Source organism: Actinoalloteichus fjordicus (assembly GCF_001941625.1).
Classification (GTDB): domain Bacteria; phylum Actinomycetota; class Actinomycetes; order Mycobacteriales; family Pseudonocardiaceae; genus Actinoalloteichus_A; species Actinoalloteichus_A fjordicus.
Genome location: NZ_CP016076.1, coordinates 5,503,657 through 5,517,186, shown reverse-complemented (window position 1 = coordinate 5,517,186; position 13,530 = coordinate 5,503,657). Strand labels below are relative to the sequence as shown.

The 13,530-nt window shown below is 71.1% G+C and carries 8 protein-coding genes; 2 read left to right on the top strand and 6 right to left on the bottom strand.

Translation table 11 applies throughout. The features are described from left to right. Window positions 1–101: 101 nt before the first annotated feature. The 3 genes from UA74_RS23430 to UA74_RS34210 form a co-directional block, all read right to left on the bottom strand. Window positions 102–1,592, bottom strand: a complete 1,491-nt coding sequence (locus UA74_RS23430; RefSeq protein WP_157434405.1) for a hypothetical protein — start codon at window positions 1,590–1,592, stop codon at window positions 102–104. A 171-nt stretch (window positions 1,593–1,763) separates the two neighbouring features. Then, window positions 1,764–3,719, bottom strand: coding sequence for a rhamnogalacturonan lyase (locus UA74_RS23425; RefSeq protein WP_198042840.1), 1,956 nt, complete (start codon window positions 3,717–3,719; stop codon window positions 1,764–1,766). Window positions 3,720–4,333: 614 nt separating this feature from the next. After that, window positions 4,334–5,626, bottom strand: coding sequence for an MSMEG_6728 family protein (locus UA74_RS34210; RefSeq protein WP_075742184.1), 1,293 nt, complete (start codon window positions 5,624–5,626; stop codon window positions 4,334–4,336). Between the two features lie 287 nt (window positions 5,627–5,913). On the opposite strand from UA74_RS34210, the gene UA74_RS23415 reads away from it, so the two are divergent. Together UA74_RS23415 and UA74_RS23410 are read left to right on the top strand one after the other, a co-directional pair. After that, entirely contained in the window at window positions 5,914–7,290 is a 1,377-nt protein-coding gene (locus UA74_RS23415) for an ATP-grasp domain-containing protein (RefSeq protein WP_083684137.1), read from the top strand. After that, window positions 7,290–9,338 carry a CocE/NonD family hydrolase gene (locus tag UA74_RS23410; protein ID WP_075742182.1) on the top strand — a complete coding sequence of 683 codons (2,049 nt, stop codon included), beginning with the start codon at window positions 7,290–7,292 and terminating at the stop codon, window positions 9,336–9,338. Before UA74_RS23415 ends, UA74_RS23410 begins: the two co-directional genes overlap by 1 nt. Here UA74_RS23410 and UA74_RS23405 read toward each other — a convergent pair. From UA74_RS23405 to UA74_RS32375, 3 genes are all read right to left on the bottom strand, one after another. Beyond that, window positions 9,272–9,847: a DUF5957 family protein gene (locus UA74_RS23405; RefSeq protein ID WP_157442317.1), complete on the bottom strand. Its 576-nt coding sequence runs from the start codon at window positions 9,845–9,847 to the stop codon at window positions 9,272–9,274. The two genes, UA74_RS23410 and UA74_RS23405, sit on opposite strands and share 67 nt — an antisense overlap. Window positions 9,848–9,917: 70 nt before the next feature. After that, window positions 9,918–11,561: a thiol reductant ABC exporter subunit CydC gene (cydC, locus tag UA74_RS23400; RefSeq protein WP_157434403.1), complete on the bottom strand. Its 1,644-nt coding sequence runs from the start codon at window positions 11,559–11,561 to the stop codon at window positions 9,918–9,920. Next, on the bottom strand, window positions 11,558–13,525 hold the full coding sequence (locus UA74_RS32375; protein WP_157434402.1) for an ABC transporter ATP-binding protein/permease: 1,968 nt from the start codon (window positions 13,523–13,525) through the stop codon (window positions 11,558–11,560). Before UA74_RS32375 ends, cydC begins: the two co-directional genes overlap by 4 nt. Window positions 13,526–13,530: the final 5 nt, after the last annotated feature.

Sequence of the window (13,530 nt, the reverse complement as noted above, 5' to 3'; positions counted from 1 at the left end):
AGGCGTGGCCGTTGCGGGGCGAGGCGGGAGGACGGCAGGCGCATGGGCGAGGACCAAGGAACCGGTCTTCGTCACTCGGCTCCTGAATGCTGCGGCGTCTCCTACCCGTTTCGCGGCATGAATGCGCGCATCAGATCCGCACTCGGACTGCCGTCGGCATTCCGGCCCTTCTCGATCACCGCCAGGTTGTGGTAGACGTGCAGTGCCGTCACTTCTTGATCGGTCGGCACGGCGGTGCGGGAGTCCCCGAGAAACTCCTCGTGATGCAGCCCGTCGATGAACTGCTTGAGAAAGCCGAATGCGTGATCGGGCCGGGTGAGATCGTCCTCGCTGCCGCCGAACACGGGGGCCCACAACGCGGCCTGCAGATCCTCGATGAAGTACAGGCCGTCCTGCCGCAGCGAGGGGAACAGCGCCTGGAACGACGCGATGATGTGTGCACTCACGTGGCTGCCGTCATCGATGATGACGTCCGGCCGTCCGATCTCGTCGATGACGGCCAGCAGCGAGTCCCGATCGGACTGGTCCGCCTGGAAGATCGAGATCCGAGGCTCGGCCAGCGCGCGCTTGTCCACGATGTCCAGGCCGCACACGACGGCCCTGGGGAAGTAGTGCTTCCACATCCGCAGCGACTCGCCGCCGCTCTGAGGGTCGTCATAGCCGCCGACGCCGATCTCCAGGATCGTGAGTCGCCGGTCCCGCAACGGTCCGAGGTGCTGCTCGTAGCGAGGCGTGTACCGATGCGCAGCCCCCCACTTGTCGGTGCCGTAATAGACCGCGAGCCTGCCGAGATTCTCCTGGTCGCGGCGGTCGAGCACGTCGAGGATTCGCTGGGGTGACCCCGCCCACCGGCCCGGCAGCGGCTTCTTCGCCCACGCTCGCTGCGCCAGCTCGGTGCCTGGCCAGCACACGGTGCGGGTGTCGGCCGAGACCGATTCACGCGGGCCGTAGAGAGCGAGGATCGTCTCGGCCGCGTCCTGGGTGATGACCACGGCGGGCAGGTCGCCACCTCTGGGCTCCGCCTGCACGGTGAACTCCGCCTTGTGGCCCGCGTGGACGAGGATCAGCGTGGTGGCCGCGTGACCATGACCGGCGACCTCGTCGATGCGCGCCCGGAACAGGATCTCCTGGAACAGCAGATCCGCGACGGATTCGAACCCGATGGCGGAAATCGTCGCCGCCACGATATCGGCCGAGCGGGTCTCGGCGGCATCGAGCAGTGTGTCGATCCGATTCATTCGAGCGCCCTCTCGGCCCGGCAGCAGCAGAAGAACAGATTCGGCAGCATACAGACTGGCGGGTCGCCGGGAAAAAGCGGTCGATCGCACCGGCGATGCCGAGAAATAGGTGAAATTTCGCATTCTTTGGGGATCGGTTCGACACCGTTGCAATTCTCGGCTTGATCTCCCGGCGGACCACGCCGATATCTCGGCAGATCCGCCCCTCGCACCTGCATCCTCGACGCGGTCACGCCGTGGTGCACCGGCCGCATGCCGCTGAAGCTTCGCGACCGGCGAGGACGCGGCGCCGAGGTGCACTCGGCGTACGCCCAGCAGGACAACCGGCGACTGACCGAGATCAAGGCAGGCCACGCTCCGGGGGACGCCTGCCGTACTCCCGGAGACCGACGATCACGGAGCCGGGCCGCCCCGTCATTCCCGCCTGCCTGCCGTGGAGACGGACGGCGACCATCCGGGTATCGATCAAGCGAGCCCGAACGGGGCGGAGCAGTCCGTGCGACCGCTCCGCCCCGGCTCCGCAGCTCAGGGGTAGTAGATCTTCGGCTGCTTCGGGCGCTCCATGCCGTAGCCCAGGAAGTAGCTCGTGTGCGGCGGCTGGTTGTAGGCGACGTTCTGCCATGCGATGCCGAGGCGGTAGACCGGGTCGTGCATCAGCGTGGTCAACCGGTGCTCGGTCGGATACGGGGTCGCGAAGATCCGCAGCGCCGTGCTGTCGGTGGTCGGCCAGATCACCTCTTCCCGCCAGTCGCCGAGGATGTCGGCCTGGAGCGTCGGATTGCCCTTGGTGTCGTTGTTCGACCGCGTGCCCGTCGGCATCAGCAGGTTCGTCGTCGTCTCCGTCGCCGGGTCCCACTTGTCGATCCGGCCGACTCCCGTGCGGCCTTCCTCGGTGAAGTCGTGGTCGAGGATTTCCCGGCCGAGGTCGCCGTCCCACCACACCGCCGCGTTGGCCGCCGGGATGGTTTGGGAGATCAGCTCGCCGGCTGAGCTGTGCAGCCAGCCGGTGGTGCTGTTCCACTCGCCGTCGATCGCCCAGCTCTCCGCGCCGGGATGCCGAGGATCGATGTCGGCGGCGAGCCCCCGGCCGGTGTCCCGACCGGTGTGGACGCCCCAGATCGCCTCGCCGGAGCCCGCGTCGCGGAACTCGACGCCGAGCGGGGAACTGGCGCTCTCGTGCACGGAGAACACCTCGAGGCCCGGACGGTGCGGATCGAGGTCGCCGAGGTGCATCGCGTCCCCGTGGCCGAGGCGGGTCGTGTAGAGCCCCGTGCCGTCGTCGTCGACGGCCATCGCGCCGAAGACGATCTCGTCGCGGCCGTCGCCGTCGACGTCGCCGACCGAGAGATTGTGATTGCCCTGCTGGGCGTAGCCCTCATTGCCCGGTGTGTCGCTGTCGAAGGTCCAGCGCTCGGTCAGCTCGCCGTCCCGCCAGTCGTAGGCGACGAGCATGGTCTTCTCGTAGTAGCCGCGCGAGAAGATCACGCTGGGGCGCACCCCGTCCAGATAGGCCACCGCCGCGAGAAAGCGGTCACCGCGATTGCCGTAGCAGTCGCCCCACTGGCAGATGTCGCCGCGAGCAGGCGAGAAGTCGGTGGTGGCCAGTTCGGTCCCGGTGGACCCGTCGAACACGGTCAGGTACTCCGGCCCGGTCAGCACATAGCCGTTCTCGGTGCGGTGGTCGGCCTCGGCGTCGCCGACGACCGTCCCCGCCGCGTCGACCGAACCGTCACCGGTCTTCACCACGACTTCGGACCTGCCGTCGCCGTCCAGGTCATACACCATGAGCTGGGTGTAGTGGGCGCCCGCGCGGATGTTCGGACCCAGCCCGATCCGCCACAGGTTCTCGCCGGTCAGGGTGTAGGCGTCGAGGAACACCTCGCCGGTGTGACCGGCCTGGGAGTTGTCCTTGGAGTTCGTGGGGTCCCACTTCAGGACGATCTCGTAGCTGCCGTCGCCGTCGAGGTCGCCGATGCTCGCGTCGTTGGCCCGGTACTCGTAGGCCACCCCGTCGGGGGTGGTCCCGCCCTCGGGGCGGTTCAGCGGCACGTCCAGGTGTGCCTGCTCCCACGGCGTCGTCGTCTCGGCGTGCCGGGGGCCGCCGTGCGCCCCTCTCGGCACGAGGCGGTACTCCGAGGTGGTGGTGCCCTCGGCGTCCAGCAGGTTCGTGCGATCACGGATCGGACCGCGGTTGAGCTTGCGGCCGTCGCGGTAGACGTCGAAGCCGAGGTCGGCACGATCGGTGCCCAGCAGCCGCCAGCTCACCAGCACGCCGTCGTCGGTCGGCACGGCGAGGAGGCCTCGATCCAGTCGTTCCGCCTGCCTGCGGTGCTTCGCCGTCGTCGATGGTGCGGATTCCGCAGTGACCGTCGGCTCCGCAGTGACCGTCGGCTCCGCCGAGGCGACGCCGAGCCCGCCGATCGGCACGACGAGGGCGATGCCGAGACCGAGCGTCAGGGCGGTTCTTCGTGCGCGCCGCATGAAGGGCTCCTTTGTCCGGAGAAGGCACGTCCGGCGTCGGCCGTCCGACGCTGCGACGCGCGGTGAGGCGTCTGCAACCCTGGCAGGGCCGCACAGGACGTGTCACCGTCGGCGGCCGCTTCCGGCCGGCACCGGTCGGGCCTGCGCCGGTCGGGCAGCGAGCGGGTGCGCGGGGAACCGGCTGCGGGGGAGACCGACGCCGAGACGCAGCGCTCGCCGCCCCGGCTCGTCACTCGGCGTCCGTCCTTACCGGACTCTCGGCGATCCCGGCGCGCACGACAGCCGCGCATCGACGGCGATGCGGCTCGACGCGCAGGGTTCATGACAGTTGTCATAGGGATTGGTGACAACTGTCATGGCGAACTCGTGACAGTTGGCACTACCTGCGGCGTTGGTCGTCCGAAATGATCTGCGGCATGACCTCGCATCCTGTCCCGTCGCAGTCGCCTTCACCGCCGTCGTCTCCGCCACAGATGTTTATGCCGCCCGCCGCGTCGCTTCTGCCGTCGGGCCGGTTACGGCATCGGTGAGCGGGCAGCTCCGGGACGTCCGCCCGCCGTCGCGTCGGCCCAGCCATCCGTGTCCGCCGGCCGTCGTGTCCGCCCGCCGTCGCGTCAGTCGGTGGGCGCGGGACGGAGTCGGAGCACCGGGAGGTCGACGGGCAGACGGCCCGCCGTCGACGGTCTCGCGTCGTCGCGGTGGGCTGTGGTCCGCTGGGCGGGGGAGGGTGCCGGGCCTCGGTGGCCGGGTTCGCGGGTGCCGAGCGGCCGATGATCATCGACCGAGGTGAGGAGGCGGAGAGGGCCGGGGCCGCTGGTGTCGTGGACGGGGCCGAGGGGACTGGCCGCGCCGCCGTGCTCGGTCCGTCGGTGAACCCGAGGTCGCGTGTCGGCGGTGCGGCGCGGCCCCCGATGCTGCTCGGCCGCCGGTGGCAGGCCGCCCGTGGCCGGATGCGGCGGATCGGCCAGCACGATGAGTCCGACGTCCGGCGGCACCGGGCCGATCAGCGAGGCGGTCGTCTCGACGGGGGTCAGCTCGCCGGGCGCCGGCTCGGCCTGCGGATGCCACGAGGGCAGGGAGTGGAAGAGGAACTCGACCTGTTCCCGCCACTCGGCGGCCTCGGCGGCCTGCTCGACCGCGCCGGGCTGCCGTCCGATCCGGGCGGGGGAGGGTGTGGTGGAGCCGCCTGCCAGCGTGCGGCGCGGTCGGATCGCGGGCACCACCGAGTCCGGCTCGCCGGTCTGCCTGGCCAGCCACAGCGTCCGGCCCGCCGTGCGCAGTCCGGCGTACAGCGCGAGCAGGTCGCAGGCCTCGGGAGAACCGACGAACTCCGCATCCCGACCCGCGCCGAGCCGGGCGACGATCCAGTCCGTCTCCAACGGCAGCACGGGCTCGTCGAGCAGGACCGCGGCCTCACGGCGGGTCGCTCCGTCGGCGTGGCGCCGCCGCAGCGGCCAGTGCGGGAACAGCGGGCGCGGCCACACATAGGGCAGTCCGGTCTGCGCGTCCGGGAACACCGGGCGGTAGTGCTCCGGGTCCTTGCCGACCAGCGCGGAGCGATGGGAGACGTGCAGCGCGGGCATGCCGAGCCAGGGCGGCAGCATCCCGAACTCGGCCAGCGCCCACTGCTCGTCGCGAACGCCGCCGGTGAACTTCAACAGCTGAGGAAGGACGGTGTCCTGACCGCCGAGAGACCGCCAGTGCTCACAGATCGTGACGCCATAGCAGACCAGCGCCCTGGTGAAACCACGCCACATCCCGACCGCCGGATGGTTCTTCCAGCCGTAGTCCGGCCAGGTCAGGGCACGCAGGATCTGTAGCACCTCGACCCGTTGCCTGCCGAGCCGTCGCGTGTCCAGCACGGCGGCGCAGTCGTCGAAGTCCACGCACGGCAGGAAGGTCTGCACGGCGGCGGGATTCCCTGCTTAGGCCCGCTCCACGCCCGGCAGGGGTATTGCGCTGCGTTCGACCTGGTCACGTCGCTGTTCGGCAGGTGAGTCGGTCGCGGGCCAGCGCGGTGGACCTGGTGGCCGGTCGAGGCCGTCCTCCCGGTCGGGTGACGACGGCCCGCACGCCTGCGCCCTGATCGGCGCCGAGGAGGAAACTCGCGGCGGAACACGGCCGGCAGGTTTAGCCACCGCATCGGGTGAGGACTCTCCAGGGAGCGAACCCTGAGAGGCAGGTGCCTGCGGACATGTTGAACATCTTCGTCATCGGACTCGACGAGCCCAACCACGACGTACTTCGCTGCGTCCCGTCCGCCGAGCGATACCGGTTTCACCCGTTGCTGAGCATCGCGGAGCTGCAACACGGCGAGATTCCCATCGCCGACCTGCTCGCGGAGGCCGAGCGCAGGCTCACCGACTTCGACGGCTCGATCGACGCGATCGTCGGATTCTGGGACTTTCCCGTCAGCACCATGGTCCCCATCCTGGCCAGGCGTTTCGGCACCAGGGGTGCCGACCTCACCTCCGTACTCAAGTGTGAGCACAAGTACTGGAGCAGGCTCGAGCAGCAGAAGGTCATCGACGAGCATCCTCGCTTCGCCCTCGTCTCTCCTGCGGACGATCGTCCGCCCGCCGAACTGCGGTACCCGATGTGGTTGAAGCCGGTGAAGTCCTTCTCCTCCGAGCTCGCGTTCAAGGTCGAGGACGACGCGGAGTTCCGGACGGCCGTCGACCAGATCGCCAAGGGCATCGGGCGAGTGGGCGGGCCTTTCGAGCACGTCCTCGCGCAGGTGACGCTGCCGCCGGAGATCGCGGCGGTGGGCGGCCAGGCGATCCTGGCCGAGGAGGCGCTGCGCGGGGTGCAGGTGGCGGTGGAGGGCTACGGGTGGGACGGGAAGGTCGAGGTCTACGGGACGCTGGACTCCGTCGACTATCCCGACAGCTCGTGCTTCCTGCGGCACCAGTACCCGTCGCAGCTGCCGGACTCGGTGCAGCGACGGCTGGCGGACGTCTCCACGCGGGTGATCGAGCACATCGGCCTGACCGGCGCCACCTTCAGCATCGAGTACTTCTACGACCCCGAGACCGACGAGATCGGGCTTCTGGAGATCAACAGTCGACATTCGCAGTCGCACGCCGAGCTGTTCGCCCACGTGGACGGGGTGCCCAACCATCACTGCATGCTGGCGCTGGCCCTCGGTGAGGACCCGGCCCTGCCGCATCGACTCGGCGAACACGGCATCGCCGCGAGGTGGTACCACCGCAGATTCGCGGACGGGGTGCTTCGCCGATGCCCCACCCGGGACGAACTGGACCGCATCGAACGCGAGATCCCCGGCGTCGTGGTGTATCCGACGGCCATGGAGGGCGGTCGCCTCTCCGAACAGATCGGGCAGGACAGCTACAGCTTCACGCTGGCCGAGGTCTTCGTCGGCGCCCGGGACGAGGCGGAGCTGATCGACAAGTACGAGCGCTGTGTCGCGGCGCTGACCTTCGAGTTCGAGGACGAGGCCGTTGAGACGGCCCGGATTCAGGGGACCGACGGGGTCTGCACGACCGACGTGGTCCACGTGACGGAGCAGGTCCGAGCGGCAGGCCGGGCCGAAGAGAAGGATGAACGCTGATGCGGACGGTGACCTCACTACCGGCCACGGTCATGACCGATGACCACGTCTGGATTCCAATGTCCGACGGGACGCGGCTCTCGGGCCGAGTCTGGCGGCCGACGTCCTCGGACGGCAGGCCGGTCCCCGCGATCCTGGAATATATCCCGTATCGCCATCGCGACCTGACGGCGTTGCGCGACTCGATCAACCATCCCTACATCGCAGGCCACGGCTACGCCTGCGTCCGGGTCGACATCCGAGGCACCGGCGACTCCGACGGCGTGCTCGTGGACGAGTACCTGGAACAGGAGCAGATCGACGCCGAGGACGTGCTCGCCTGGCTGGCAGCACAGCCGTGGTGCGACGGACAGACCGGGATGATGGGCATCTCCTGGGGCGGGTTCGCGGCCCTCCAGGTCGCCGCGAGGCGGCCGCCCAGCCTCCGCGCGGTGGTCATCGCCAGCTTCACCGACGACCGCTACGGCGACGACATGCACTACATGGGCGGATGCATGCTCTCGGACAACCTCGCCGAGTCCTCGACGATGTTCGCCTACGCCACCTGTCCACCCGACCCGGCCGTGGTGGGCGACCGCTGGCGGGACATGTGGCACGAACGCATGGACAGCAGCGGCCCGTGGGTCGCGCAGTGGTTGGAGCACCAACGCCGGGACGACTACTGGCGGCATGCGTCGATCTGTGGCGACTATCAGGCCGTGGAATGTCCGGTGTTCGCGGTGTGCGGCTGGGCGGACGGCTACTCCGATGCGGTGTTCCGGCTGCTGGAGAACCTCGACGTGCCACGCAAGGGGCTCATCGGTCCCTGGTCGCACAAGTATCCGCACCTGGGCGAGCCGGGACCGGCCATCGGATTTCTTCAGGAGGTGGTGTGCTGGTGGGACCACTGGATGAAGACCGACGCCTCGCGGGATGACGAACTCGACTGCGTCTCCATGCCCGGCGAGCCGATGCTGCGGACCTGGATGCAGGACAGCGTGCCGCCGTCGACGTCCTATGAGGAGCGCCCCGGCCGGTGGGTCGGCGAACCGTCGTGGCCCTCGCCGCACATCCGGCAGGAGCGGTACCTGCTGGCGCCCCATCGCATCCTCCCGGTGGACGAGGAGGCCGAGGAGCACGAGCTGACGGTGCAGTCACCGTTGTCGGTCGGCCAGTTCGCAGGCAAGTGGTGCTCCTACAACGCGCCGCCCGACCTGCCCTACGACCAGCGGGAGGAGGACGGCGGTTCGCTGGTGTTCGACAGCGAGATCCTCGAGGAGTCGTGCGAGATACTCGGCGCCCCGGTCGCGGAGCTGGACGTCACGGCGACGCAGCCGGTGGCCATGATCGCGGCCCGACTCTCGGACGTGGCTCCGGACGGCAGCGCCACGCGCGTCACCTACGGGCTGCTCAACCTGACGCACCGCGACGGCCACGACGAGCCGACGCCGATGGAGCCGGGCAGACGCTACCGGGTGTCCGTGTCGCTCAACGGTGTCGCGCAGTCGTTCCCGCCGGGACACCGCATCCGCCTCTCGCTGTCCACCTCGTACTGGCCGCTGGCCTGGCCGCCGCCTCGGCCCGCGCTGCTTCGCCTGCACACCGGGTCAAGCGGGCTGCTGCTGCCGGTGCGGCCGATCACCGAGCCGGACGGCGTCTCGCTGCGGCCCTTCGACCCGCCGGAGGGCGCCCCGCCGATCGCCACCACGAGTCTGCGACCGCCGGATCAGCGATGGACCGTCTCGCGAGACCTCGTCACCTATCGCTCCGCGCTGGAGGTGCTGAAGGACATCGGGCTGGTTCATTTCGAGGGAGTCGATCTCGACGTGGGCCGTCGTGCCTTCGAGCGCTACGGCTGGATCGCCGACGACTTCTCCTCGGTGCGCGGCGAGACGGAATGGGTCATGGAGTTCAGTCGGGGCGACTGGCGGGTGAAGATCGTCACGCGCACGATCCTCACCTGCACGCCGGACGACTTCCTGCTGCACGCCAGGCTCGACGGCTATGAGGGCGACGAGCGGGTCTTCTCGCGGAACTGGCAGCACGTGGTGCCTCGCGACCTCGTCTGAGTCTCCCCAGGCGGCGGGCCCGCCGCCTGGGGACAGCCGGGCAGCAGGCAGCTCGGAAGATCGCACGCCGGGATCAGCTGCGTCGTCGTCGACTCCGCCGGTCGAGGTGCGGGCACGGCCTGGCGGGCGCGACCGGCGTTCGTGCTCGGCAGGAGGAAGCCGTCGCGGTCGGCGGGGCCGCCGACGGGGCCGAGAACGGGGCCGCCGCCGAGGCCCTCGTGCGGGACGCCTGTGTCGGACCGGGGCTCGGTCGCGTAGCCGCTTGGCGTCGACTCGCGGACCCGGACCTCCGGTGCCCGGTCGAGTTCGGCGCGCGTGCGCAGGTACAGGACGGCCGTGCCGGTCGCCGCCCCCACCGGGGCCAGGGTCAGCGGCAGGAATCGAAGGACGTACGGATCGATCGCCGCGCCGGTGGCCGAGCGCACCGCGAGGTCGACGACCTCGGCCAGCAGCAGGCCGACGAGGAAGCCGAGAAACAGACCGATCAGGACGGTCAGGGCCGTTCTCACGAGCGTGCCTCCCCTTCTGACGACGACCACGGCGCCGCGTCGTCGTGTGCCGAATGGCGACGGACCTCAGTCAGCCGGTGGCGACCGCCGGCCCGAACGCGGCGAACACCTCGCGGTAGGCCGCATCCCGTCCGACCAACTCCTCATGCGGGCCGTGCGCGACGAGCAGGCCCTCGTCGAGGACCGCCACGGCGTCGAACATGTCGAGACACTCGGCGCGATGGGTCACCACGATCGTCAGCCGGCCTGTTCTGGCCGCGAGGACGGCCGCCAGCACGGTGTCGGCCGCCGCACCGTCGAGTCCCTCCGTCGGCTCGTCGAGCAGCAGCAGCGGCGGGTCCGCCAGGAGCGCGCGCGCCAGCAGCAGCCGCTGCCGTTGTCCGCCGGACAGCCCGTGGCCGCCCTCGCCCACCACGGTGTCCCAGCCCTGCGGCAGTGCCTCGATCACCGGAAGCAGCCCGGTCCGCGCCGCGGCCGTCCGCAACGCCTCTTCGTCGGCGTCGGGGCGCGCGAGCAGCAGGTTCGCTCGCACCGTCGTGTGGAAGACATGTGCGTCCTGGGTCATCGAACGCGACTCCGGGGTAGTGACGACGCCAGCGGCCGGTTCGACCTGGCCCGCGAGGACGTCGAGCAGGGTGCTCTTGCCCGCGCCGCTGGCCCCGACCACGGCCGTGGAACGGCCCGGCTCGACGTGCAGACTCACCCCGGCCAGCGCGGGCCGCGCGGCGTCGGGGTACCTCGCCCATAGATCGGTGACCGTGACGCCCGCCGTGGGCGGCGCGGCGCCGCGCGGCGGCGACGCGGCGGGGGTCCGCAACAACGCGGCGACCCGCCGTGTCGACGGCAGCAGCTCCACGAACCGATGTGCCGCCTCGACCAGCGGCCCGACCGTCTCGAAGGCGGCCAGTGCGGTGAGGGCGAGCACCGCCACCAGCACCTCGTCGGCCCCCGATCGCAGTGCCGCCAACGCCACCAGCACCGCCGAGCCGCCCTGGACGATCAGGCAGGCGGCGGTGGCCGTCGTCGTCACCGCTGCGGCCCGCCGCTCCAGGGCGGACACCCGGGCCAGCCGCCGGTCGGCCTCGGCACCCGCCCTGGCGGTTGCGCCGAAGGCCGCGAGCTCCCGCGCGCCGTCGACGAGGTCCAGGGCATGTTCGGCCAGCGCCGCGCGGGCCCTCGCCACTTTGGCACCGGCCCGGCGCAGGGCCAGCGCGGCGCAGACCGGGATCACCATGCCTGCCAGCAGCAGCCCCGCCACCAGCGGAACCGCGGCCTCGGGCAGCAAGACGAGGAACACCACGACCGAGCCGCCGCCGACCGCCGCCGCGGAGACCGCCGGGAGCAGCACCCGCAGGAGCAGGTCTTGCACGCCGTCCACATCGGCGACCATGCTGGTCAGCGCGTCGCCGTCCCGGCGAACGGCGCCGCGCACCACCGCCTGGTAGACGCGCGAGCGCAGGCGGGCCACGGCCCGCAGCGCCACGTCGTGACCGGCGAGCCGCTCCACATAACGGAACCCGCCCCGGAAGATCGCGAACGCGCGGACCGCCACGACGGCCGAGCCCAGTGCGGCGAGCGGCGGCTGCTCGGCGGCTCTGGTGATGAGCCAGGCCGCCGTCGCGGTCAGGGCCACCGCGCAGACCTCGGCGGCGATTCCGGCGAGGGCGGCGAACAGCAGCCGCCAGGTGCGCGCGGTGCGCAGGATCTCGATCACGGGCCCGCCTCCGCTCCGCCGATTCGTGCAGGTGAACGATCGTCCCGGCCGGTCGCATCCGGATCAGAGCTGTCTGGGGCGGGTTCTCGGCCGGTCGTCTCGACTCGCCTGGTCTCGGCGCCTGCTCCGGCGGCCTGCGCCGTCTCGCCTGGTCGTGGCGTGGCGGCCTCCGCGCGGGGAGTTGCCGCTCCGTCGGCCGCCCGGCCGTTCGTCAGGGTGACGACCCGGTCGGCGATGCCCGCCAGGGCCGGTCGATGCGCGACGAGCAGTGCCGTGCGGTCGGCGAGCAGCCGGGCCGCCGCCGTGACCACCGCCGCCTCGCTGCGCAGGTCGAGTCGGGCCGTCGGCTCGTCGAGCAGCACGACCGGCGCGGCACGCAGGAACGCCCGTGCCAGGGCGATCCGCTGACGTTGACCCGCCGAGACGCCCGCACCCCGCTCGCCGAGCACAGTGTCGTATCCGTCGGGCAGGGCCTCGATGAAGCCTGCGGCCTCCGCGGTGGCGGCGGCCGCCCGGACCTGGTCAGCACCGGCCTCGGGGCTGCCGAGTCGGATGTTGTCGGCGACGGAGGTGGCGAACAGATGCGGCTGCTGCGGCGTCCAGGCGATCCGACCGCGCCACCGGGCGATGTCCTGGTCGGCGAGGTCGACCCCGTCGATCAGGACCCGCCCTTCGTCCGGGGTCACGAAGCCGAGCAGTAGGTGGAGCAGCGTGGACTTGCCCGCGCCGCTGGGCCCGACCACCGCCAGCCGTTCGCCCGGCGCGATCGTCAGCGACACCCGGTCCAGGGCGGGCCGATCCCGGCCGGGAAACCGGACGGTGACCTCCTCCAACCGGATCTCCGGCGGATCGTCGCGGTCCGACTCCCGGCGCTCGTCGGGGCGGCGGCGATCCGACGCGGTGATCCGCAGGCGATCGGCCGGTTGCGGCGGGTCGGCAGGCGGCGGATCGATGTCGTCGAAGCGGACCGGGTCGCCGACGCCGACCCGACCGGCGGCACCGGCCGCCGCGCCGTCCTCGCGCGGTGAGAGCCGCCCACTGCCTGCCGAGCCTGCCGAGACCGAGACCGCCGTGGCAGGCTCGTCCGCCCCGGCAGACTGGTCCGCGAGGACGGCCCGCACCTCATCGGCCACCGTCATCCCCTCCGCCGCCGCGTGGAACCGGGTGCCGAGCGCCCGCACCGGCAGCAGGGCCTCCGGGGTGAGCAGCAGGACCACCAGCGCAGGAGCCAGATCGACGTCGCCCGCGATGAGGCGCAGCCCGATCGGCACGGCCACCAGCGCCACCGTGATCGAACAGACCAGCTCCAGGACCAGGGAGGACAGGAACGCCACCCGCAGCGCGCCCATCGTCGCGCGGCGATGTCCCTCGGCGATGTCGCGGATCACCAGCGCCTGGTGGTCGGTGCGTCCGAAGACCCGCAGGGTGGACAGTCCGACGAGGACGTCGCGGAAGTGGCCGCCGAGCCGCTGAAGCTCCTGCCAGCGATGGTCGGTCAGCTCACGGGTGCGCAGACCGATCAACGCGCCGAACACCGGGATCAACGGCAGTGCCGCCACCACGATCACCGCCGAGATCCAGTCGGCCATGCCGATCCGGATCAGCACCAGCGGCGGCACGACGACCGCCGTCACGACCTGCGGGAGATAGCCGCTCAGATACGGGTCCAGGGCGGCGAGGCCCTGAGTGAGCAGGGTGCTGAACTCGCCGCCTCGACGCCGGGAGTCCGCGCGGCGTACCAGCCTGCCGCCCAGATCCTGGCGGACCGCGATGCTCGCCCGTCGGGCGGCCGCGCCGAAGGCGCGCGTCACCACCGCTCGCAGCGCGACGACCCCGGCCAGCCAGGGCAGCATTCCCGAGTCCAGCCCGGCGATCGTCCTGGCCAGCAGTTCGGCCTGCGCGATGATCAGCAGGGCCTGGGCGAGGGCGTACAGCGCCCACCTGCCGCGCTCGCGACGCGGCATCAGGT